Consider the following 23,298-nt stretch of genomic DNA (forward strand, 5'->3'; position numbering starts at 1 on the left):
CTGGTATGATGAAACCAGACTGCAGGAGATATGCAGTGTTGAACTGACAATTGTCAGACACCCCGCTGCAAGCAACGAAGCATCTGGTTTGCAGCGCTGCCGGGCAGCGGGGCATTTGACTTTCGCGGCAGTCGCCAAATATCCGTGAAAGCATGGATGCCTGGCTCATTGCCCGCGGAAATAAAAAAGATTTGCCGATCTGGGAAGGAAGCTGTGAAAAAGGATCTGATTGACCTGCGCATTTGCCGGGAAATGAACGAAGATGCAGCACAGGCGGGCATCCGGCCCAACGCGCAGCGATAATAAAAGACAGGATAAGCATGGGTTGATTCCGGAGGACGGCAGAAAGAGGTTTATATGCTGAAACATAAAAAAATAAGAAAAAGAATTCCGGCACTGTTGATTTGTATTGTGTACACTATGACTGTGCTGCTGAGTATGACCGGATGCGGGACAAAGAAAACGGGCTCAGGGGGAACGACTTCGGAGGAGTCCGGGGCGGCATCGGAGGAAAACGGCAGGGATACGCAGGCGGAGAGCGGCAGTGTGGCGGCCATGGGCCGATATATGGAAAGTACGGCGCCGCTGCCGGAAGGGGCATCGGTAGAAGGACGTACCATGACTATGCTGACTGACGGAAGGCTGGCGTACTTTGACGCAAAGTCAGGACTTCATCTGTCATCGGATGAGGGAAAAAGCTGGATACCGGCGGAACATAATGAGGAGCTTAAAAAAAATATTTCCGAGGATGGTTATGTGTCCGGCGCTTCCATTGCGCCTGACGGGAGTATATTGCTGAGCTATCTGATGTTTGAAGGCGAAGGGGCTTCGCTGAAGGCAGATTCATCAGTTATCCGAATCAGCGTGGATGGGAATATGTCTGAAGTCCCGGCAAACATGGAGGACGGCGATTATGTGGGCAAGGTGTTCGCCAAATCGGAATCGGAAAGCATCGCGCTCAGTATAAGGGGCCGGGTTTTTATGGCAGACTGGGAAAAAGGAGAACTGGAGCAGCTTTTTACGCTGCCGGAACAGCCTGAAATGGTAATTTTTGTGGACGACAGGATGCTGTGCCTGGGCAACAGCGGTGTTACGTCCTATGATATGGCACAGGGAATCACCCTGGAAAAGGATGCGGTGCTGGATGAGTTTTGCAGGGAAAAAATGGGAGCAAAGCTTAATAACAGCTCCGACAGCTACGGCGGCATCCTTTTTCCCGGAGAAGACGGGGCCATCTATGTGGCATACAGCGGAGGGCTGTACCGTCATGTGGAAAACGGCAATGCCATGGAGCAGCTCATTGACGGAAGCTTCAGCAGCCTTGGAGATCCTGCGCTTGGACTGTGCGGCATGCTCCGGCTGGAAAGCGGGGAATTCCTTCTTTTGACTACCGGGGAGGAGATGGTACGTTTTACCTATGACCCGGATGAACCCACGGTTCCTGAAAAGCAGCTGAAGGTATACAGCCTGGTGGAAAATTATACAATCAGGCAGGCGATATCCATATTCCAGAAGGAAAACCCGGATGTATATATCAATTACGAATATATTTATGATTATGCCTATCTGTATGGAGATGACAGCGGCAGCGCCATAACGCCTCAGGATGCGTTGAAGAACCTCAATGTGGAACTGATGAGCGGGAACGGGCCGGATGTGCTTCTGCTGGATGATATGGATGCGGATATTTATGTGCGGAAGGGAATGCTGGCGGATTTGTCAGATATCCTGGACGAACTGACCGGAGAAAAAAAGGTATTTGAAAATATCGCATCCGCTTATAAAGAGGAAAACGGAACCTTCATCATTCCCGCTGCGTTTAAGCTTCCTATGATATGCGGTAAAAAGGAGGATGTGGAGTCGGTGAAGGATTTGTCCACTTATGCGCAGCTGGTGGAAAAGCTGCGTACAGAAAGGCCTGAAAGCAGTATTACGGGAGCTTTTAATGCAACACAGGAGCTGAAGCAGTTGCTGCTCGTGAACAGCAGCAGTCTGCTGGAGGACAGGAAACTGAATACGCAGGCACTGACAGAGCTTCTGACCCAGGCGGCCCGGATATACCAGGCGGACATGGAAGGAATCGGCAAGGAGGAGCTGGAGGTCTGGGGCGATAATAAGAACGCCTGGACGATTGGTTCGATAGCCACCCTGACTGCAGGGGATATGGTTGGGATTATGGCCGGAAATGCAGAAGGGATGCTGTCTGATATGGGCGCCGTCAGCAAGGTTTCGGAAGATAATGGCTATGTATTTGATTTATGGCCGGGCATGGATGGAACCGGTTTTATCCCGGCAAACAAGCTGGCCATAGCCGCAGGAAGCAGCCAGACGGAGCTTGCGAAGAGCTTTGTAAAAATGATGCTCAGTACGGAAATCCAGAAAACGAATTCAGGAGTCGGGTTACCGGTAAACACAGAAGCCTTTGGTATATTGGGTGATATGGACGATCAGATTTCCATGGGAAGCAGCTGGAAGGTCGGAGGCAGGGAAATCCATTTCTCCTATGGCGGTCCGTCCAGGGCTTCGGTGGAGAGGCTGAAGGAGCTTGTAGGGCAGGCGGATCATTCCCTGGAGGGAAACACATTTCTTGAGGACATTGTGGTGCAGTATGGTGTTTCTGCTTTGAACGGCTCCATGACTGTGGAAGCGGCCGTGAGGGAGATACAGCAGAAATCGGCCATTTATCTGGCAGAATAAGGAGTGTGCAGTGTGAAAGGAAAACCTCGTACACAACAAAAGCAGCACAGAAGCAGAAGGGCCTTCCTGGCCTTTCTGCTTCCCAGCTTTCTGGGGGTGGCGGTATTTGTGCTGGTTCCGTTTATCGATGTGTTCCGGCGTTCCTTTACAACGGCGGTTACAGGAGAATTTACGGGACTGGAGAACTACCGGACCGTATTTGAAAATGGACCTTTCCGGCTGGCGGTATATAATACTCTGCGGTTTACATGTATTTGTCTGCCTCTTCTGCTTATTCTGGGATTGGCGGCGGCGCTTATGCTTTCGCAGTTAAAACAGGTGCAGCTGTTCAAATCTTTTTTCCTGCTTCCCATGGCAATGCCGTCGGCTACCATCGTGCTTGTCTGGAAAATGACCTTTTCCGCTGACGGCTTTCTGAACCGGTTGCTGGAAACACATGTGGATTTTATGTGGACGGAGGATGCTTTCTGGGTTCTGGTTTTCAGTTATGTGTGGAAAAACCTGGGCTATACGGTGATATTGTGGCTGGCCGGGATCCTGGCAATTCCGGGGGATTTCATTGAGGCAGCCAGGGTGGACGGCGCGGGAAGCTTCCGGGTATTTTGGTCAGTCATGCTGCCGCAGCTGAAAGGGAGCATGTATACCATAACGGTGCTTTCCTTTTTAAATTCCTTCAAGGTTTTCAGGGAAAGCTATCTTGTGGCGGGGGCCTATCCTCATGAGAGTATGTACATGCTGCAGCATTTGTTCAACAACTGGTTTACCAACCTGGATCTTGATAAGATGGCTGCCGCCGCCGTATGTGTGGGAGGCGTTTTGTTAATCGTCATTCTGCTGCTGCAGAGGCTTTGGGACGGGGGTGATGAGCAGTGAAGGAACGGAGAAAACGGCGGGAAGGGCGGCTGCGCGGAAGGCTGAGGAAGCTGACAGGCATGGCGCGGCGGGGTTTTTTCTGCCTGCTCCTGACAGGACCGGTACTGCTGATGTGCGCGCCGGTGTTTCTGTTGCTGTCCGGTTCCATAATGAGCAGCCAGGAGCTGTCCGTTTATCTGCGGCCGCTGTTTCAGGGCGGAGAGGGTTACATCAGCTGGAGGGCGCTGCCATTTTATCCAACGCTGGAGCATTACCGCAGCCTTCTTTTGTATACGCCGCAGTTTTTTACGGTGTTCTGGAACTCGGCCAGGCTGGTGACGATTATCCTGGCGGGTCAGCTTCTGGTAGGTGTGCCTGCGGCCTGGGGCTTTGCCGTATACAGGTTCCGGGGAAAAAAGCTTTTTTTTACCATATATATTGTGCTTATGCTGCTGCCTTTCCAGGTGACCATGCTTTCCCAGTATCTGGTGCTGGACAGGGTGGGAGTGATGAATACGCATTGGGCGGTTATTTTACCGGCGGTTTTTTCCACGTTTCCGGTGTTTTTGATTTACAGGGGGTTCTGCACAATTCCGTCGGGGCTGCTGGAGGCTGGAAGAATTGACGGGGCGGGGGAGTGGCGGCTGTTCTGGCAGATCGGGCTCCCGCTGGCATCGGGCGGGATTTTGTCCGCCATGGTGCTGGGATTTCTGGAGTACTGGAACATGATTGAACAGCCGCTGGCTTTTCTTAAGGATAAGTCGCTTTGGCCGTTGTCCCTGTATCTGCCGGAAATCAGCCAGAACAGGGCCGGGTTCGCATTCGCGGCTTCGGTGGTGACGCTGGTGCCTTCGGTGTTTGTCTTTTTGCTGGGGCAGGATTATCTCGAGCAGGGCATCGTAGCCTCCGCTTTGAAGGAGTAGGGGCGGCTCTGCGGCTTTCCGCAGTCTTTCCTGGGATTGTCCCTCGTCCCGTCCTCCTGTCCGGAGGGGTTGCGGGGGTTTTGTCTGTGCGTATTCAAAAATGGGGCATTTCTAACTTCCCGGGTTTTCATGTCGCGGTCTAAATGGTGGAACTCCTCCGGAAGCGGCCTGCGTCGCCGGCGACTTGGCCGTTTCCGTCGTCGGACAGCACCATTTGGGCAGACCGCGGCATGAAAATCCGGGAAGTAAGAAATGTCTCCATTTTTTCATAACTTCCAGTCAAAATCCCCCGCAACCCCCTCCGGACAGGAGGACGGGACGAGGGGCAATCCGGGAAAGACTGCGGAAAGCCGCAGAGCCTGGGGGAGTGTGGGGCGTAGGGAGGGGCAAGGACAAGGGCAAGGACAAGGGCAAGGACAAGGGCAAGGACAAGGGCAAGGACAAGGGCAAGGATTAGAGTTGGAAATGGATAAAGTGAGGGTAGGAGGGGATTGGGGGATAGGTGGATTTTGGGAGTGGTGGGGTTGGGAGTTTGGGTGGAGTAGTTACGGAATATTGATAGGAGAGATGTGGGATGGGTGGATTGATTGAGAGCAGGAAGAGGATTTTGAAGTGGTTTGGGGGGTTTTTGGTGGGGATGTTGGTTTTGACGTTGGTTTCGAGGGGGATTTATGCGAATGGGCTGCCGCGGGTTTCTGTGGAGAATCCGGGGCAGATGGCGGTTGAGCATGTGGTGGAGAAGGCGGGGAATGTGAAGGGGAGCGGGGAGCTGGCTGTGAATGTGGCGGAGGGGCTTCGGGTGAGTGAGGTGTTTGTGGTTCCGGGGGAGCGGATAGAGGAGGGAACGGCGCTTTTTTCGTTGGATGGGGAGTATCTGATGGGGAGGGTGCGGGCTCAGGAGCGGAGTATTGCGAAGCTGGAGCTTCAGGTGGCAACGCTTGAGGGGAATCTGGAGCTGGCAGGGGCAGAAAAGAATATGGAGATGAGCAGGGCCGGGGAGGATGCGGTCCGGGTTGTGGAGCAGGCGCAGAAGGCGCTTGACAGGGCTTTGGAGGATGAGGCGGCTGCGCGGGCGCAGCTGCAGGAGCATCTGGATAAGAATTTGAAGTTGACTTCGGAGGAGGAGCGTAAGCGGCAGGAGGAGGCTTATCAGGAGTGGAAGGCAAGGCTTTCTCAGGGAACGCAGGAGGTGCAATCGGCTTCCGGCCGGGTGCGGGAGCTGCAGAGGCGGGCGGAGAGTCTGCAGGCTGAGGTGGATGAGCTGAAGAAAAAGATTGCGGATGCGCAGGGGAGCGGTTCGGGCCCGGATGGCGCAAAGAGCGGAGGAGATAAGAGTGAGGGGAACATATCGGATGGGGGAATGGCGGAAGGTACGGTTATAGAGAGGGCGCAGGATGGCGGTTCCGGTTCGGTCAGCGGGAATGGCATGGCTGGGGGGACACAGGAAGGTGAGTCGGGTCAGGATGGGGGCTCGGGTGATGGAGGAAGTGGCAGCGAAGGCTCGGGCGGAGTGGATAAGGATGAGGTGGAGGCCTTGAAGGCGGAGCTGGCGGAGAAGGAGGCGGAGCTTTCACAGGTAAAAAAGGAATTGGCGCAGGCGGGGTATGCGCAGGAGGATATTTCTGAAGAGGTGGGGGCGCTTCAGGGGAATGCGCCCGGGCAGCCTGACTTTACGTCTGAGGATGCGAAGTGGGAGAGCTGGAGAAGTACTAGGAAGAGTCTGGAGGATAAAATCATGGCGGCCCAACGGGCTGTGGAGGATGCGGAGGATGCTTTGGAAAAGGCGAAGCTGGAAGCGGATCGGGGGCTGGAGGACAGTATGCGTCCGGAGCTTTCGGACAGTTCGTTAGGGATTTACCGGCTGGATTTGGAGGCTGCGAGAGAAGAATTGGCAAAGCTTCAGGAGCTGGTGAAGGCAGAGGGGCTGATCAGTGCTGAACAGGCCGGGATTGTGACGCGTGTGGGAGTGGCGGCAGGAGAGAATACTCCGGCAGGTGCGGCGGTAGTGTTTGCTGATACTGAAAAACCGTTGCAGTTTGAGGTGATTCTGGATAAAGAGGATAAGAAATATGTGAATCAGGGAAGTAGTGCAAGTGTCAGCCTGGGCAGCGTGGAAACGGAGGTAACAGTGGATTATCTGACGGAGGAGGAGTCCAGTCCCGGCAGCTTCCGGGCGTTGATGAACCTGCCGGAGGGCGTGGGTACGATAGGGCAGAGCGGCAGTTTCCGGTTGTCCGTACAGTCTGAGCTGTATAACTGCTGTATTTCCATCGATGCGCTTCATACGGATGAAAACCAGCGTAATTTTGTGTATGTGCTGGGGGAACGGAGCGGGATTCTTGGAAAAGAGCTGACGGCGGAGAAGCTTATGGTAGAGGTTCTGGATAAGAATAACAGGTATGCTGCGCTGCAGTCAGGGGCACTGGATGGTAACACTAAGGTTATCAATGCGGCGGACAGGGATTTTGCAGAAGGAGATCCGGTGAGAATGAAGGAATGATGGTTGGGGAAATTTGTGAGGATGGCCGCAGGTATGGATAACTGTGAAAAAAGTGCTGAATTGTCGGAAAGAAAATTGTTTGAAATGCCTATAAAAGTGCGCTGGCGCTATAAAAACTTGTAAAAATATTCCAAAACACTTATAATAAAAGTATGATTCGAAGTAAAAGTGATTCCCTGACAGGTGCATTTTTCCGGTATGGTGGAGAAACAGGGATGCAGGAGAACCGGGTATGCAGTAGATGCGGATGGGCAGGAGAACCGGGTATGCAGTAGATGCGGATGGGCAGGAGAACCGGTTATACAGGAAGAGTGGATTGCCGCGGCAGCAGGGGGGTTATACTTCAAATTGTAAATCTGGTAGAGGTGCGTACGGCGCAGGGAAGGAGAAGGTATGGAAAATAAGGTGATGAAGTTCTATTCAAAGGCCGGAAGCAATATTATTCTCAGGGCAATACCGGGCCATTTTGCAACGAGTCACTCCCATATCAATTACTATGTGGATATGACGGGGCTGAAAACAAGGCGCAGTGAGGCTGCGGCAGTAGGTAAGGCCTTTGTGCAGAGACTGCCCATAGAGACGGTGGTGGATACCATAGTCTGCCTGGACGGCTGTGAAGTAATCGGGGCATATATGGCGGAGGAGCTGGAAAAAGGGAGTTTTCCTTCCATGAATATGCACAACACGGTTTATGTGGTAACGCCGGAGTTTAATGTGAATAACCAGATGATTTTCCGGGATAACCTGGTTGGGGAGATCCAGGGGAAAAACGTTCTGCTGCTGCTGGCTACTGCAACCACTGGCATGACGATGCGCAGGAGCCTTGAGTGTATTGAGTACTATGGCGGACAGGTACAGGGGATCTGTGCGGTATTCAGCGCTATTAAGTCTATTAATGGCATGAGGGTGGAGTCCATGTTTGATACCAGCGACATTCCCGGGTATCAGGCATATGAGGTACATAATTGTCCGTATTGCAAGGCAAAACAGAAGCTTGACGCCATGGTGAATGGGTATGGCTATTCCAAGTTGTAGAAGTTGGCTGGGCGGTTACACATTTTTTCCGAAAGTTCATAGATTAAGAGTAAGAGTTGTGCCGGCGGAACGTTGCTTCCGCCGGCTCTTTTAATCCTGTAATGCATTTTGCTTTTTGCCGGAAGGGGGAAATGGGATGAATTCACAGAAGCTGGAAAATATTCTGAATCTGAGCCTGGATTCCACGCAGGAGGAGCGGGAACTCTCCAGGACCCTTAACGTGGGCTTTGATGTTTCAGACAGGACCTGGGAGCTGATCGTTAAATTCCATGGGGATATCGGCAGGCTGGAAAATGAATATATCAAGGTGGAAATTCTGCTGGCCGGTTATGCCATAGTCACCATACCTGAAAGCCTGATTCCGGTGCTTGTGGCAGCGGAAGGGATCGAATATGTGGAAAAACCGAAGGAGCTTTTATACAGCGTTTATGATGCTAAACAGCAATCCTGTTTCCCTACAGGCAGTGGGAGTTTTACGGACGGACAGACGGGCAGAGGGGGGCTGACGGGAAGCGGCTGCATTGTGGCTGTGTTTGACACGGGAATTGATTATTCGTTGCCGGATTTCAGGGACAGTGCAGGCAGCCGGATTCTTTATCTGTGGGATCAGACACTGGCGCCGGATCCGGAAAGGGGATTTTTCCCGCCGGAAGGGTTTTCCGTCGGGGTGGAGTTTACGCAGGCGCAGATTACGGAAGCGCTGGAGGCTGGCGGGGAGGAAACCTTCCGCAGAGTGCCGAGTATGGATATTTCCGGGCATGGGACTGCGGTGGCCGCCATTGCTGCGGGCAGTAATCCCAATGCCCGGTATACGGGTGCGGCGCCCGGTGCGGCTCTGCTTATTGTAAAGCTGGGGCAGGCTGGTAGCGGTGCTTATCCGCGCACGACCCAGTTGATGCGGGCAATGACCTATGCGCTGGGCAAGGCGCAGGCTTTGGGTATGCCTATGGCCGTAAATTTAAGCTTCGGGAACAGCTACGGCGCGCATGACGGCAGTTCCCTTCTGGAGCGTTTTATGGATAATGCTTCTGAGATTTGGAAAAATGTGATTTGTGCGGGGAGCGGCAATGAGGGTGCTTCTGCCGGCCATGTTTCCGGGAGGCTTTCTGAAGGCGGGCCAGGGCAGCCTGCCGGCAGGCAGAGCGTGGAGCTGGCTGTGGGAAATTATGAGAGCACGACCAATGTCCAGCTGTGGAAAAACTTCGCGGACAGCTTTCGGGTGATTCTGCAGGCCCCTTCCGGGCAGAGGGAGGAGGTCCCGATGACCAGGCCGGGGCGGACGGAGCTTGTTATCGATCAGACGCGGATACTCATTTATGTGGGGGAGCCGTCGCCTTATTCAGTAAATCAGGAGATATATTTTGATTTTATCCCTGTGGAAACTTACATTAACGCTGGTATCTGGGTATTTCAGCTGGAGCCGGTCCTTCTGATAACAGGGGAATACCAGCTGTATCTGCCCGGGCAGGCGGTACGTTCGGCGGATACCCGTTTTTTTGCCCCGACGCCGGAGTTGACGCTTACGGTCCCGTCCACGGCCGGGAAGCTGATTACGGTGGGCGCTATTTATGGAGCCTACGATGCTTATGCGGATTTTTCAGGCAGAGGGGTTCGGGGAGAAGAGGAGCTGCCGGGGTTTCCCAACACCAAGCCGGATCTTGCCGCGCCCGGCGTGAATATCGTGGCCGCCCGGGCCGGGGGCGGTTATGAGGCGTATACAGGCACCTCTTTTTCCGCACCGCTTGTCACCGGGGCGGCGGCGCTGATGATGGAATGGGGGATTGTGAGGGGGAATGATCCGTATATGTTTGGGGAGAAGCTGAAAGCGCATCTGCGGCGGGGGGCCAGGAGCGTGCGGGGGGAGACGAGATATCCGAATGAAAGAACCGGTTATGGGGCTTTGTGTTTGGAGGATAGTCTGCCGGGGTAAAAGGCAAAAGAAGAGATTTGTTCCTGGCTTAGTGTATTCAATCCATAAACAGTAAAATAAAAAATATCCGATATTGTCAGGGGCAATAAATAACTATCATTGTCTGGCAATATAGGATATTTTTTATTTTATTGTTTTAATTTATTTTTCTTCTATCAATGTATCCTGTGGAGAATCAAATTTTAAAAGAAGCTTAGCCTGTTCAATTAACAGTGATTTCATTTCAGGACTCAGGCACTGATAAAAGTAAAGAAGACGCTGTACATCATGATTGCCTGCAATATCCGACATTATAGGAACTGTGGATATCCCAAGCAAATAATCAGCTGAGACATTAAAGTAATTAGCAAGCAAAGAAAGAGTTAAAAAATCAGGCTCCCTGTAGTCGTTGGCATAACCGTTTAATGTTGTAACAGCAATATTGAGTTCTTTTGATATCTGTCGCTGGGTAATATTCCTATCATCCATTAACTGTTTTAAACGTTCTCCGAAGGTCATCCTTGTACCTCTATTAATGAATTGGCTTTATTTTAACTTACATAAATTCTGTAGTCTTTAATAATACGCGAATCGAATTTATAATATGCCATACGCGAAAATGAGTATATGAGTTTTTAACGTATTTTAATCAGGAATATATTGCCTAACTGAATTATAATAAAAAAATACTCGATTTGAATTGACAATACTCGTTATGCGTACTAATATAATAAAAAAGCATGAAATTTAGTATAAACAGCGGTCTGTGTCGGAGGAGATTATGAAAATCAAATTAGTTGTCTTTTCAGAGGATATGCAGTATGTAGAGCATTTGGTTAATTATCTCAATATTCATTACAGTGATACGGTCGAATTGAATGTTTTTGATGAAGAAGAAGCTTTGGAGGAATATCTGGATCGTTATAAAGCAGATATTATTCTTTTAGATGACGGAAATAACAGCGCGTTTAAGAGTAATGCCATAATAGTATATTTAACGGATGAAGCTGATGCAAAAAAAGAACAGTTAAGTGTTTTTAAGTACCAAAAAGGGGAATTGATTTATAAAACCATTTTAAATATATATGCATCAGGAACAGATAAGAATTTACATAATTTTAAGGAAAAAGGAGAGGGCGAAACAGGAATACATATGTTTCTCTCAGTAAATGGCGGCGCTGGCGCATCAACAGTAGCAAAAGCATATGGTGTAAGGCTGGCAGCAGAGAAAAGAATTTTATATCTTAACCTTGAAATGTTCGGTGATTGTGAAATGGTTCTGAAAGCAGATGGAAAATTCACTTTGGATGATATTTTGTATACATTAAAAAGCAGGAGAGGAAGTCTTCCTTTGAAGTTGGAGAGTTCTGTGAAGAAAAGCCCGGAGGGAATTTACTTTTATGCGCCATCAGCCAATCCGATTAATCTTATGGATTTCACTGGAGAAGAGTTTCTTCGGCTTTTGGAAGAAGTAAAAAGCAGCGGACTGTTCGATGAAATTGTGCTGGATACGGATATTTTTCCTTCGGTTTGGATGCTTGAAGGATTAAAGGAAGCGGATGATATATGGCTTGTAGCAGACGGGACAGCAGCTTCTGCCGAAAAGTATGGAAAATTTCAGGAGTTTATAACTGCTCTTGAAAAGAAATATCAGTTGAGAATCTTTCCGAAAATGAAAATTTTTTATAACAAATATAGTAGTAAGACAGGGATTCCGATTGAAAACTGTGGGTTGGAGATAGGAGGAGGATGCCCACGTTATGAGGGGATGGATGAGAAAACCATCATGAAGAAAATGGCTAATTCGAATGCTTTTACAAAAGGATTCCTGTAAAGGGCAGAAAGTGAAATGTGTGGAGTAAATTAAAAGGAATAGCGGAAATGAAAAAGGAATGGGTAGAAAAAATTCGCTCCTCCGTATTGACGAATGCGGATTTTGCAGGAATGTCGGATGAAGAACTTGACAGATGGATTGTCAGTGAAACAGAACGGCTATTGGCTGATGAGCAGCTGACAATTGGCGAAAAAGCGGAGCTTGTGGATCAGGTATACAGTTCTATCCGTGGCTTTGGGCTTTTGGACAGTATTTTAAAAGATGATGATATCACGGAAGTAATGATAAATGGTCCGAAAGAGATTTTTATTGAAAAATCTGGCCGGTTAAGGAAACTGGATGAAAAATTTGAAAGTGAAGAAAAACTGGTTGATATCATTAGAAAAATTGTAGGAATGGCGGGGAGGGAAGTCAGTGAAGCAAATCCTATTGTAGATACACGTCTGCCGGACGGCTCCCGCGTAAACGTAGTGATGCCGCCTATTTCTTTAAAAGGGCCGATTGTGACAATCAGAAAATTTTCCAAAAATCCGATGACAATCGAAAAACTGTTGGAATATGGCTCCATAACTCAGGAGGTGGCTGATTTCCTGGAGCTTTTGGTCAGGGCAAAATACAATATCTTCATTTGCGGCGGTACCGGCAGCGGCAAGACCACATTCCTTAACGCTGTGACGAATTTTATTCCGAAGGATGAAAGAATTATTACGATTGAGGACTCGGCAGAGCTTCAGATAGCTGGAATTGAAAACCTGGTGAGCCTGGAAACCAGAAATGCAAATACAGCCGGTGTGGGAAGAATTACAATACAGGATTTGATTAAATCCGCGTTAAGAATGAGACCGGAGAGAATTGTTGTGGGCGAAGTGAGAGGGGCGGAAGCGTTGGATATGTTGCAAGCCATGAATACAGGGCATGATGGATCTCTTTCAACCGGCCATGCAAATTCTAACAAAGATATGTTGAGCAGATTGGAAACAATGGTTTTACAGGGAGCGGAAGGGCTCCCTCTGGCGGCAGTCAGGCAGCAGATTGCATCCGCGTTGGATATTCTGGTGCACTTATCCAGACTGAGGGATAAAAGCAGGAGAACCATGGAGATTTCTGAAGTGCTGGGCTATGAAGGCGGAGAGATTTTATTGAATCCTCTTTATAAATTTGTGGAGGATGAAAAAAGCTCCCTGGAAAAAGTCAGCGGAAGTCTGCTGCGGACGGAAAATCCTTTCAGGAATGACTATAAGCTCAGGCTGATGGGATACAAAGGTACGATTTAACGGGGGTGGATATGAAAAAAAAGAAAGAAAAAAGGGTCAGGGAAGTTTATGAACCTAAAAAAGGCTTAACAGGGCAGGGAGACGATTACCATATCTATACGATGAACGGCAAAGAGAAAGTCACCGCTTTTTTATTGGGAATGGCAGGCACATTTGTGGTAGTTTATCTTTTTTTTAAGAGCATGCTGTTGGGGCTGGCGGCAGGAATTGCAGTGGGAATTCTAATTCAGAAATATTATGCGCTCCATCTTTGTGAGAAAAGAAAAAATACGCTGCTGATGCAGTTCAGGGATATGCTGGAAGCCCTGACCTCATCTTATTCATCAGGGAAAAATACCAATGGCGCTTTTTCAGATGCCTATGGGGACATGATACAGATTTACGGAGAAAATGCGGACATTGTTCAGGAATTGAAGATTATATTAATGGGAATTAACAGCAATATCAATATAGAAACTATGCTGGCTGATTTTGCAGACCGAAGTGAGCTTAACGACATCAAGAGTTTTGCAGATGTGTTTGAAGTGAGCGTGAAGCAGGGCGGTAATATTAAAGATATTATTTCAGCTACCAGGGATATTATCAATGACAAAATAGAGATTGAAATGGAAATAGGAACGCTGCTTTCAGGTAATAAGAATGAATTGAATATTATGATGATTATGCCTCTAATCATTATTGTGAGCATGGAAGGCCTGGGAAGTGAGATGACGGTTACCGGAAATTCTCCGTTGAATATTCTGATTAAGATTGTGGCATTGGGCATGTTTGCAGCGGCGTATGTCCTGGGAAAGAAAATTACAACGATAAAGGTATAACGGGGAGGAAAACGTGAGCAGTACATTTCAATTAACAATGCTGGTTCCGGCAACAATCCTTGTTCTGCTGTGGATATGGATGGCGGCCAGATATGAAGGAAAGTTTGAATCCATAACGAAAACGCTGAAGGAAAGCGGATATCCGATGTATGAGCTTTTTTACATAGGCTTTCAATTACTGGATTGGGTGCATTTTGATACTAAATCGGACTATGCCAGAAAAAAAGTGAAGGAAATGTCTGAGGTGTATGGGCGTAGATATGCTGAATATTATTATTATGTTCAGGTTGGAGGAGAGGTTACCTATGTGGTAACGGTGGTACCACTGATATTTGTCTTTGCAGTGTTGGGAAACAGTCCTATGGCTCTTGTGTTCGGAATCGTTCTGGCGGGTCTGTTAGTGTGGTATCTGGATGAAATGTTTAAGGACAAGCTGACGGCCAGAAGAGAAGAATTATTGGCGGAGTTTCCCCAGGTCCTATCTAAACTGACGCTTTTGGTTAACTCCGGCATGATGCTTCGCAATGCATGGAACAGGATCGCAAAGGATGGCAGCGGGATTCTTTATCAGGAAATGTCAGCCGCGACAGCAGAGATGCAGAATGGTATTTCCGAACCGGATGCCTACCGGAACTTTGCCGAAAGATGCGGACTGAAAGAGATGCGGAAATTTTCTTCTCTGGTTACACAGAGTCTGGCAAAGGGAAGCGGTGATTTAAGTTACTTTTTAAAGGATATGTCCGATGAAATGTGGGAAATAAAAAAAAATCTGGTGAAGCAGAAGAGTGAGCAGGCCAATTCCAAGCTTCTAGCGCCTATAGTGATGATTTTCCTTGGTATATTAGTCATGATTATGGCTCCCATTTTAGGGGGTTTATAATAACAAAAAGAAAGGTGGAAAAGAATATGAGGGATTTTTTAGACGGTAAACTGATTGGAATGCAGCTGAGGGCGAGACGGTTTTTATCGCAGATGATGGAAGAAGAGAGAGGGGATACGAATTTTGTGGCAATTATTATTATTATTGTAATATTAATTGCTATTGCTGGAGTTTTTAAAGAACAATTAGAGGGAGCAATTGAAAAGGTATTTGGAAGTCTTACTGATTTTATTGATAACGGTTTTTAAATGTATCTGGCAGTGGTACTGCCGGGAGTATTTCCCAATAAAGAAATTTAATAGAGGAATGGGAATGAAAAAACAAAATAGCGAAAGCGGTTCCATCATGGTAGAAGCAGCCATCATTTTCCCGATGGCCCTGCTTGCCGTGATGGCGATGCTTTATTTGGGACTGTTTAAACTTCAGGAAACAGCCATGCTTTATCAGGTACAGCGAGTAGCATCGGAAGGCAGCCTGCTGGCATCCAGTCCGGGCTATGCAAGCATGGCTGGAAACGGAACAATGTTGGACGGTAAAAATATAGACTGGTACTATTTCCCGGAAGGAAATGAGATTGCAGAATACTACAAGGCATATCATAGTGATTTTGCAGTATTATACCGGGAAATTTTCGGATGTACCTGGATCGACAGCCGGGAGGTGGAGAGCTTTGGAGAAAAGGTTCTGAATACCGTATCCGTTCTTGCGGCAGGCAGACTGTTTCAGACAAAGGTGGAAATTAATCGTGATTTCTGGGGGGCCAGTGTGGTTGCGGAAGTAAAGTATGAGGTAAGGACTCCGGGAGTGCTGCGTTTTTTTGATTTCCCCGACACCATTTCCATAAAGCAGGGTGCCTACCGCAGAGCGGCAAATCCGGCAGGCTTTATGAGAAATACCGATTTGGCCGCAGATGCCCTTGTTTTCATCAGCAAAAAACTGGGGCTTGATGAACAACTTGGAAAAATAACAGAAAGCCTTGGGAAAATCAGGGATATTCTGTTTTAAGGGATAAAAAGACATGTTGAAATTTTGCAGAAAACATGATGGCGCGATTTCCATATTCCTGTCGCTGATACTCATACCTACCCTGCTGTTTGCCGGAGTGGTAGTAGACGGTGCCAGAATTTACGGAAGCAAAAATATGATATCAGGCGCGGGAGATCTGGCAATGAACGGGGCACTTGCAGGCTATGACGGCAGTTTAAATGATGCCTATGGCCTGATTGCCATGTCTAAAACACCGGAGGAGCTTAGCAGTAATCTGCAAGATTATTTTGAAGCCACCCTGACAGCCAATGGCCTGACACCACGGGATTTTAAAAAAGCTCTCATTAATCTGGAACTTTTGGAAGGTTCTTTTCAGGCATCCGGAGTGGAGGGAACTCAGATTTATCAGACCGAAGTAATGAAACAGGAAATTCTGGAATACATGAAATACAGGGCGCCGGTAACCTTTGTAAACCGGGCGATTTTGGGCAAACTTGATCAGTTTAAAGGAATTGATAAAGAAAAGAATGCTGTTGAAGATCAGATAACATTTGAATCAGAGCTGGCTGAATTGCAGGAGGATTTCGATGAACTTCTGGAATTGGTGGAACAGCATACAGATGTTTACAAAAATATCCCCTCTTCCTCACAAATAAGCCAGCAAATACAGAAAACGAAAGATAACTATCTTAGAATGTGTCTGCTGGCAATTGGATATGAAAGGCTGGTTACTTGTGTTGAGGCAAAAACTGGTGATCTGCGCAGCCTTTTAGAAGAATATAACGATGTGGCGGGACACTGTGAAGGAGGTATTCAGGGATTCGAAAAGCTTCTTCTTATGGAGAAAATAGACTGTGGTATGGATGCTCCCTATTCTCTTCTGGATGGGCTGGATACAGATTCAGACGAATATAGGGAAATTCAAAAAGAATTATCCGATTATGAATCTAACCTGGAAATGTGGGGAAACCAGTTGGAGATAATCAATGATGAATATAAGGAATTATGCTCTGCAACCAGTATACAAATAAAAAGAATTTATAACTATGCATTGTCAGGTTATAGTACTGCACAGAATATCGAAATAAAAATGGCTGAGATGAAGCAAAAGCTGGAAGAATGCAGTGACCTTTATGGTGATTGGCAGGAATCAATTTCTGCTCTGGATAGTTCTGATACCAAACAGGAGATGTCTGAGCAGTCAAAAAAATATGCCCCTTTTTTTGCAAAAGACAACACAGACGAATTTATGCAAATAATTGAAAATAACAAGCAGTATTATGGTGAAGTCAAAGAAACGCTTGAGGGGATGGAATTTGCGGGAAAACAGGTAGTTGCAGAAGATATGGATCCGAAGATGGTGATAGATCCCCTGGCAGCGCAGGCCGCAGCTGCTGTCAATACGCAGAAGGAGCTCACGAATCAGGCAATAGCAATAAACGACTGGAAGGGACCATATCAGTTTTCAACGGCAATAAATAAAAAGGACATTGAGACAACAGAATTTGTCAAATATCTGCGGGAAGAACTTTGCAAGCCTGATGACAGTTCGGATAAAAAGAAGAGTAAGGAAAAAGCAAAAGAATGGGATGATAATCTTGCAGAAAAGCTGAAAGAGTATGTAACCCTCTTTACTACAATGGATATTGACGATGTAAACCTTCAGGAAATCAGCAAAGGAGACCTGCCGACTAATTGGCTGAATGCTAAGCTGGATTCCCAGGATCCTTCTTCTGCAAATATTAAAGGCGGTATGTCTGATAAGAATGCGAGAAAAAATATAAGCGGCAGTGCTACGAAGGCCATGAATACAGATGATTCCACACTGAATGCTCTGAGTGGGCTGGCTGATGCAATTCACCAAGGGGCAGAGTCAGTATATATGACGGAATATGTCATGGGAATGCTTTCCTATTATACAGTTAACCAGGACGGAAAAGGGAATACCATAGAGAATCCATTGTCTTTAAGCAATGACAGTCTGAAAAGTCATGAGATATACCGGGCGGAAGTGGAATATGTAATCTGGGGAGATCCGGATGCCAGAGATAATGTTACGAAAACAAAAGCCATGATATTCGCTATTCAGTTTGTATGCAATACCATTTTTGCATTTACAAACGGAACATTGATTGGTGATGCTACAAAGATTGCCAACTTTTTCCCGGTAGGGGTATTGGGCAGGGCGGCGATTAAGGCGGCACTTCTGGCAGTGGTTTCCATTATAGAAACTACAGAGGATTTGAATCAGCTGGTTAAGGGTGAAGCGGTCGATTTACGAAAAAATGATAATAATTGGGAAACCTGGATTATAAAAAAGGGAGGCAGCGGTGATAAGGAACATGGGATGACGGCTGTAAAGTATGAAGATTATCTGTGGATTATAATCTGTGCGCAGCTGACAATTTCATCAACACAAGCAGGCATCCTGGCCAGAACCGCCGACTGCATTGAACTGAATCAGACCAATGGAAAGAAAAATGCGGAAAATACTCTAAGGACCAGATTTACCATGGTGAAGCTTTCGGCTGATGTCAGAACGGATACATTTTTTTTACAGAAGGTCGGGGAACAGAACGGAACGCCTGTGGACGGCAATACTTTCATCATACATTATAAGGGAATCCAGGGGTATTAAGTATGAAAAAAGAAAAAGGAAGCATTACGCTGGAAGCGGCAATTTTTCTGTCTATGTTTCTGATCGCTTATCTGGCATTTATGGATTTGGTTCAGGTTGCCAGGGCTCAGATGATTCTGCAGTATACACTGGATGAAACGACAAAGGAACTGGCGCAGAACAGCTACATACTGACAAAAACAGGCATTGTGGGCCAAAGCATCCAGACCGGGCAGAAAAGTCAGCAATTTAAGGGAAAAACAGAAGAGATGCTTAATTCCGTAGTTGATTTTGGAAATGCACTTTCCGGAAAAGGAAATGTGATTCAGTCCGCCAATGTTGCCTATAGCAATCTGGAAGACTATTTTTCCAACAGCGATGATATTGTACAGGGATTAATCGCAGTTGCAAAAAATCAGGCTGGATCCATGGCGAAGGAATACGCTGTGGGGCAGGTGTGCAGAGGCAGTCTGAAGAAACAGCTGAGTTATATTACATCGGAGGATCCGGATGCATATCTGAAAAAGCTGGGAATTCAGGGTGGGCTTGGAAGCATTTCCTTTCAAGGAACAAAATGGTTTGACACAAGCAGAGAGCTGGATATTGTAATGACCTATAAGATAACCTATAACTTCGGCATCCTGGGAAAGCAGGAGAGAATTTTTAAAGTGAGGGCAAAAACGGCGATATGGTAGAAAAATATCTGATTTCTGCATTTGCAGCGGTATTGACCGCCATTGTAATGGCAGTGATTTCTTTCTGGGTTCTGAAGCGGGAAGGCATAACTGCAGAAAAGAAAAATACCTTCTTGTGGATAGCCGGAGCAGTTATCTATATCGCGGCGGCGTTCCTGTTTGAATATTATGGATATTCGCTGTGGAAAAAAGTACGTTATGATGTCCTTTTCTGTGCTTTGCCGGTATTGTCGTTGACTGACAGGAAGGACAGAAGAATTCCCAATCGTTTTCTGGTGATACTGGTAATACTGCGTTTGTTTATTTTGGCAGGGGAGATTATTTCCTACCCGCTGCTGTGGACCGATTTTTTGGCTCATGCCTTAGGCGGAGCGGCCGGAAGTTTTCTTTTGATGATGGCGGCCTGGTTTTTATCCCGGAAAAAGATTGGGCTTGGTGATGTGAAGCTTCTGACAGTTATGGGATTCTATCTGGGATTTTCTTTGAACTATATTATTCTTTTCCTTTCATTAATTTTTGCCGCGTTATGGGGCGTGTGGAATGTATGGAGAAAAAAGATGGATGTGAAGGATACAGTTGCGTTTGCTCCGTTTATTACGGCAGGACTTTTTACCGCTCTGATTTTGGGCCTGTAGTTAATCGGCAGGTGGAATTCTGGAATAGCTTTTGTTAATGCGGGGAGAAAATAATGAAGAAGAATATGATTCTGCTTATGGCTGTTTTACTTGGTCTGTGCTGGTATACAACAGTGGGAAGCTTATTGAGCAGCGAAAACAAATATCAGGAATATATGAAAAATGCGGAAAGCTTTGAAGAACGGGAATTATATCTGGATGCCATTGCGGAATACCAATCCGCTATGCAGTACAGGAAGGATACATCAGAGCTGCTGCTGAAAATCGCATATGATTACCGGGCTTTGGGTGATATGGATTCTTACATAACCCAGTTAAAAAGCATTGTTTCACAGTATGGCCCAAGACAGGAAGCAGTAAAGAATATTTATGATTACTATTCTGAAAAAAAACGGGAAGACGACGCCATAGAATACATAGCAGGTTTGAAGGAGAAATATCCGGAGGATGCTGTAGTGGAACAATATTACACACAGATCCGGAAAAATTATTACGCATTATATCATTCCTTCCAACATTTGAATGCATTTCTTGGTGAATATGCCGTTTATGAATATGAAGGGAAAAAAGGGATTGTTGATTCGGCAGGAGAAATTATACTTGAGGCGGCTTATGACGAAATACAGGTCCCTCTAAAAGTGACAGATGGGTTCCCGGTAAAAGTGGGAAATCAGGTTTATATGATTTCAGAAAAAGGTTATAAAATCGCACAGCCGGAAGATTTTTATGAAGAACTTGGAATTCTGTCAGGCAGCAGAATCGTTGCCCGCAAAAATGGAAAATATGGTTATCTGGATAAAAATCTGGAAGAGAAGACAGATTTTGTCTGGGATGATGCAACCAATTTCTCCAATAAAATTGCTGCTGTCAAAAGCAATGATAAGTGGGCGTTGATAAATACAAAAGGAGAATTCCTGACGGATTATATTTATTCGGATGTAAAGCGTGACAGCAATAACTTCTGTAGCCGTTACGGGCTGTTATGGGTGAATGAAGGGAACGGCTACAAGCTGATTAATACGGAACTGGAAATAGTCTGTGAAGAGGTTTATGAAAATGCCAGATGTTTTTATGAGGAAGGGCCGGGGGCAGTCTGCCAGAACGGCCGGTGGGGATTCGTTGACAGGCAGGGACAAGAGATAATCTCACCGGTATTTGAAGATGCGGATTCTTTCCAGAGAGGCTATGCGCCTGTTAAAAAGAACGGGCTTTGGGGATATACAGGAGAAGATGGAGAAATACTGATCGATTTTGCATTTGAGGAAGCCCTTGGCTTTAATGAAGACGGAAGCGCACCGGTAAAACGGGGAGAGGCCTGGGAACTGATAAAACTGGGGATATACAAATAGGAGGAAGTCCAAAATGGAATTTACCTTTGAGGCAATCGGGACAAATACTTTTTTGACCTATATGGCGGATATTGAAGAATTTGACGAATTTTCCATGAAAATGCTGGAGCATAACGAGATTGAAGGAATACTTCCTTTTTCATACCTACAGGAGAATCGGAAAAAGAAAATACGCTATGCCATAACGTCATATGAAACTTTGGAATCGTATATCCGCCGTCCTTTGTCATTGCCTAAAATTCTTAATATTTTGGAGAGTATTGCGAGAACAGCACTGGAATTGGAAGAGTATATGCTTTATATGAATGGGATTGTCCTGGAACCTTCCTATATGTATACGGAGATTGGAACCGGAAAAACCCGATTGGTATACCTGCCGGTAAAGAATACCGGAAATATTGATGTATTCGGATTTTTAAGGAACCTGCTGGGAACGATTCAATATGAAGCGCCGGAAAACGCAGTATGCATACTGAGAATATCTAATGATATAAACAGCGGAAAGATTACCGGGCTGGAACAGCTTTTGACGGCTATCAGAGATGCGGAGGGTGACAGAGGAAAGATAAAGATTCCACAAACGGACAGTCCTGTTATACATCAGAAGACCGATGAAAAACCGGAGCCTGTTTGGGAACCGGAGCCGGTTCAATACATGCCGGTTATGCAGCAGCCAATTAAAGCGGAAGAAGAAAAAACTAAAGAAGAAAAACCTAAAGAAAAGGGGAAAAAATCCTTTGGATTATTTGGCGGTGAAAAGAAAGAAAAGGAAAAGGCAAAACCAAAAAAGAAAAAGCAGGATGCGAAAATGATATCTCCGGGTTTTGCAATCCCTGGAATGGGTCCGGAAATAACAACTCCCCCGGTAGCTGACGCAGCAGAAATTCCAGTTTCTTCCGAAATACAGGGTGGGAAAAAAGGTTTTTCCGGATTTAAGAAAAAGGCTAAAACTGAATCCGCTCCTGCGGTGCGTAAGGGAGCGTTTCCTATGGAAGCTCCGTTGATGAATATTCCTGCCTATCCGTTGAATGAAGAAAAAAAGCTTGATTTTGGAAAAACAATAATCTCACAGCCTGATGATGAGGTAACAGTAGTGGAAGGCTGCGGGGAGAATCCGGGTCAGCATATTTCTTATATTCTTCGCCGTGCAAACGGACAGAAGATGTATCTGGAACAGAATATTACCAAAATTGGGAGAGAAAGCGCATATGTGGATTTTTATATTGGAGACAACCTGCAGATAGGAAGAAGCCATGCTGAAATTATCCGCAGAGGACAGGATTTCTTTATCAAAGATAATAATTCCAAAAACCATACGTATGTTAACGGCAGGATGGTGGTCGGGGAAGAACTGGTACAGCTTAAGGCAGGGGATACGATTACCCTGGCAAATGAAGTGTTTGAATACCATGAAATCTGATTGCTGTAATCATGGAAGAAACAATAATGTCTGATTAAGGAGCCAGGTATGAATTTTATTGCCTGTTGTGGAACGGATATCGGAACGAGCAGAAAAGTCAATCAGGATGCGGTGTCAATAAAAACCCGGCAAATTCATGGAATAGACTGTTATATGGCGATTGTATGTGACGGGGTGGGAGGGCTTGCCCAGGGAGAATATGCCAGCAGTTGTATGAGAGAACGGCTGGAACGATGGTTCCTTTATGAATATCCTCAGATTGACGGAAATGAGGAGGCGGACAAAATCGTACTGGAACGGCTTCGGAAAACAGTAGAACTTCAGAATAAGGTGTTGTATGAATACGGTCTTAGCCGTGGAATTCGCTGTGCAACAACTGTCAGCGCTTTGCTTTTGGCTGGGAGGAGTTACTTTATTGTTCACGTAGGAGATTCCAGAATATATCTGCTTGATGGGAAGGTAAATCGGTTGACAGAAGATCAGACGTTGGTTGCACGGGAAGTAAAAATGGGAATTCTGTCCAAAGAAGATGCGCAACGCGATGGGCGGCAAAATGTGATACTGCAGAGCGTGGGTGCGGATAAAAAGGTGGATATTTTAACCTATTGCGGCCTTGCTGCAGGAAATTTCAGTTTTCTGTTATGTTCAGACGGTTTTTATCACCATGCGGCCGAACGGGAACTTTTGGAGCTTTTTTTTGAAAAAAAATATGACAATTCAGAACAATTGGGAAAATCGATTGAAAGTATGATCGGATATTTAAAAGACCGTGGTGAACAGGATAATATTTCGGCAGCAGTAATACAGTACAGAGAAAATATATAAATTCTACAACCGGATACATATGAATTATAGGAAATGACGGGGAAACGA

Annotated in this window: 19 protein-coding genes; 18 read left to right on the top strand and 1 reads right to left on the bottom strand. The window is 46.5% G+C overall.

What is annotated here, in order from left to right; translation table 11 throughout:
• Window positions 1-357: 357 nt before the first annotated feature.
• From DXC51_RS10635 to DXC51_RS10665, 6 genes are all read left to right on the top strand, one after another.
• Window positions 358-2,697 carry an extracellular solute-binding protein gene (locus DXC51_RS10635; protein ID WP_117544495.1) on the top strand — a complete coding sequence of 780 codons (2,340 nt, stop codon included), beginning with the start codon at window positions 358-360 and terminating at the stop codon, window positions 2,695-2,697.
• Window positions 2,698-2,709: 12 nt separating this feature from the next.
• Window positions 2,710-3,570: a carbohydrate ABC transporter permease gene (locus DXC51_RS10640; RefSeq protein WP_117544496.1), complete on the top strand. Its 861-nt coding sequence runs from the start codon at window positions 2,710-2,712 to the stop codon at window positions 3,568-3,570.
• Between the two features lie 59 nt (window positions 3,571-3,629).
• The gene (locus DXC51_RS10645) at window positions 3,630-4,472 is read left to right on the top strand and encodes a carbohydrate ABC transporter permease (RefSeq protein ID WP_117544599.1); all 843 of its coding nucleotides are present in this window, start codon (window positions 3,630-3,632) and stop codon (window positions 4,470-4,472) included.
• A gap of 574 nt (window positions 4,473-5,046) precedes the next feature.
• Window positions 5,047-6,972, top strand: a complete 1,926-nt coding sequence (locus DXC51_RS10655; protein WP_117544498.1) for a hypothetical protein — start codon at window positions 5,047-5,049, stop codon at window positions 6,970-6,972.
• Between the two features lie 393 nt (window positions 6,973-7,365).
• On the top strand, window positions 7,366-8,007 hold the full coding sequence (locus DXC51_RS10660) for a type I phosphoribosyltransferase (protein WP_021635404.1): 642 nt from the start codon (window positions 7,366-7,368) through the stop codon (window positions 8,005-8,007).
• 136 nt (window positions 8,008-8,143) lie between these two features.
• Complete coding sequence (locus tag DXC51_RS10665; protein ID WP_117544499.1) at window positions 8,144-9,937, top strand: S8 family peptidase; 1,794 nt, start codon at window positions 8,144-8,146, stop codon at window positions 9,935-9,937.
• Between the two features lie 141 nt (window positions 9,938-10,078).
• On the opposite strand, the gene DXC51_RS10670 is transcribed toward DXC51_RS10665, so the two are convergent.
• Complete coding sequence (locus tag DXC51_RS10670) at window positions 10,079-10,435, bottom strand: helix-turn-helix domain-containing protein (RefSeq protein WP_117544500.1); 357 nt, start codon at window positions 10,433-10,435, stop codon at window positions 10,079-10,081.
• Between the two features lie 262 nt (window positions 10,436-10,697).
• Between DXC51_RS10670 and DXC51_RS10675 the strand changes: the two genes are divergently transcribed.
• From DXC51_RS10675 to DXC51_RS10730, 12 genes are all read left to right on the top strand, one after another.
• Window positions 10,698-11,750, top strand: coding sequence for a P-loop NTPase family protein (locus tag DXC51_RS10675; RefSeq protein WP_117544501.1), 1,053 nt, complete (start codon window positions 10,698-10,700; stop codon window positions 11,748-11,750).
• Window positions 11,751-11,797: 47 nt separating this feature from the next.
• On the top strand, window positions 11,798-13,024 hold the full coding sequence (locus DXC51_RS10680; protein WP_117544502.1) for a TadA family conjugal transfer-associated ATPase: 1,227 nt from the start codon (window positions 11,798-11,800) through the stop codon (window positions 13,022-13,024).
• An 11-nt stretch (window positions 13,025-13,035) separates the two neighbouring features.
• On the top strand, window positions 13,036-13,842 hold the full coding sequence (locus tag DXC51_RS10685) for a type II secretion system F family protein (protein WP_117544503.1): 807 nt from the start codon (window positions 13,036-13,038) through the stop codon (window positions 13,840-13,842).
• 13 nt (window positions 13,843-13,855) lie between these two features.
• Window positions 13,856-14,722: a type II secretion system F family protein gene (locus tag DXC51_RS10690; protein WP_147332358.1), complete on the top strand. Its 867-nt coding sequence runs from the start codon at window positions 13,856-13,858 to the stop codon at window positions 14,720-14,722.
• A 26-nt stretch (window positions 14,723-14,748) separates the two neighbouring features.
• A complete protein-coding gene (locus tag DXC51_RS10695) occupies window positions 14,749-14,970 on the top strand; it encodes a Flp1 family type IVb pilin (protein WP_117544505.1) in 222 nt (73 codons plus the stop codon).
• A gap of 64 nt (window positions 14,971-15,034) precedes the next feature.
• On the top strand, window positions 15,035-15,727 hold the full coding sequence (locus tag DXC51_RS10700) for a TadE/TadG family type IV pilus assembly protein (RefSeq protein ID WP_117544506.1): 693 nt from the start codon (window positions 15,035-15,037) through the stop codon (window positions 15,725-15,727).
• Window positions 15,728-15,740: 13 nt separating this feature from the next.
• Complete coding sequence (locus tag DXC51_RS10705; protein ID WP_117544507.1) at window positions 15,741-18,347, top strand: DUF5702 domain-containing protein; 2,607 nt, start codon at window positions 15,741-15,743, stop codon at window positions 18,345-18,347.
• A gap of 2 nt (window positions 18,348-18,349) precedes the next feature.
• Window positions 18,350-19,021 (top strand): TadE/TadG family type IV pilus assembly protein, encoded by a 672-nt coding sequence (locus DXC51_RS10710; RefSeq protein ID WP_117544508.1) that lies wholly within the window; start codon window positions 18,350-18,352, stop codon window positions 19,019-19,021.
• Window positions 19,015-19,656, top strand: a complete 642-nt coding sequence (locus DXC51_RS10715) for a prepilin peptidase (RefSeq protein ID WP_117544509.1) — start codon at window positions 19,015-19,017, stop codon at window positions 19,654-19,656. Before DXC51_RS10710 ends, DXC51_RS10715 begins: the two co-directional genes overlap by 7 nt.
• Window positions 19,657-19,709: 53 nt before the next feature.
• Window positions 19,710-21,005, top strand: coding sequence for a WG repeat-containing protein (locus DXC51_RS10720; RefSeq protein WP_117544510.1), 1,296 nt, complete (start codon window positions 19,710-19,712; stop codon window positions 21,003-21,005).
• 13 nt (window positions 21,006-21,018) lie between these two features.
• Entirely contained in the window at window positions 21,019-22,425 is a 1,407-nt protein-coding gene (locus tag DXC51_RS10725) for a DUF6382 domain-containing protein (protein ID WP_117544511.1), read from the top strand.
• Between the two features lie 48 nt (window positions 22,426-22,473).
• On the top strand, window positions 22,474-23,250 hold the full coding sequence (locus tag DXC51_RS10730) for a PP2C family protein-serine/threonine phosphatase (RefSeq protein WP_117544512.1): 777 nt from the start codon (window positions 22,474-22,476) through the stop codon (window positions 23,248-23,250).
• Window positions 23,251-23,298 lie beyond the last annotated feature (48 nt).

Source organism: Eisenbergiella massiliensis (assembly GCF_003435485.1).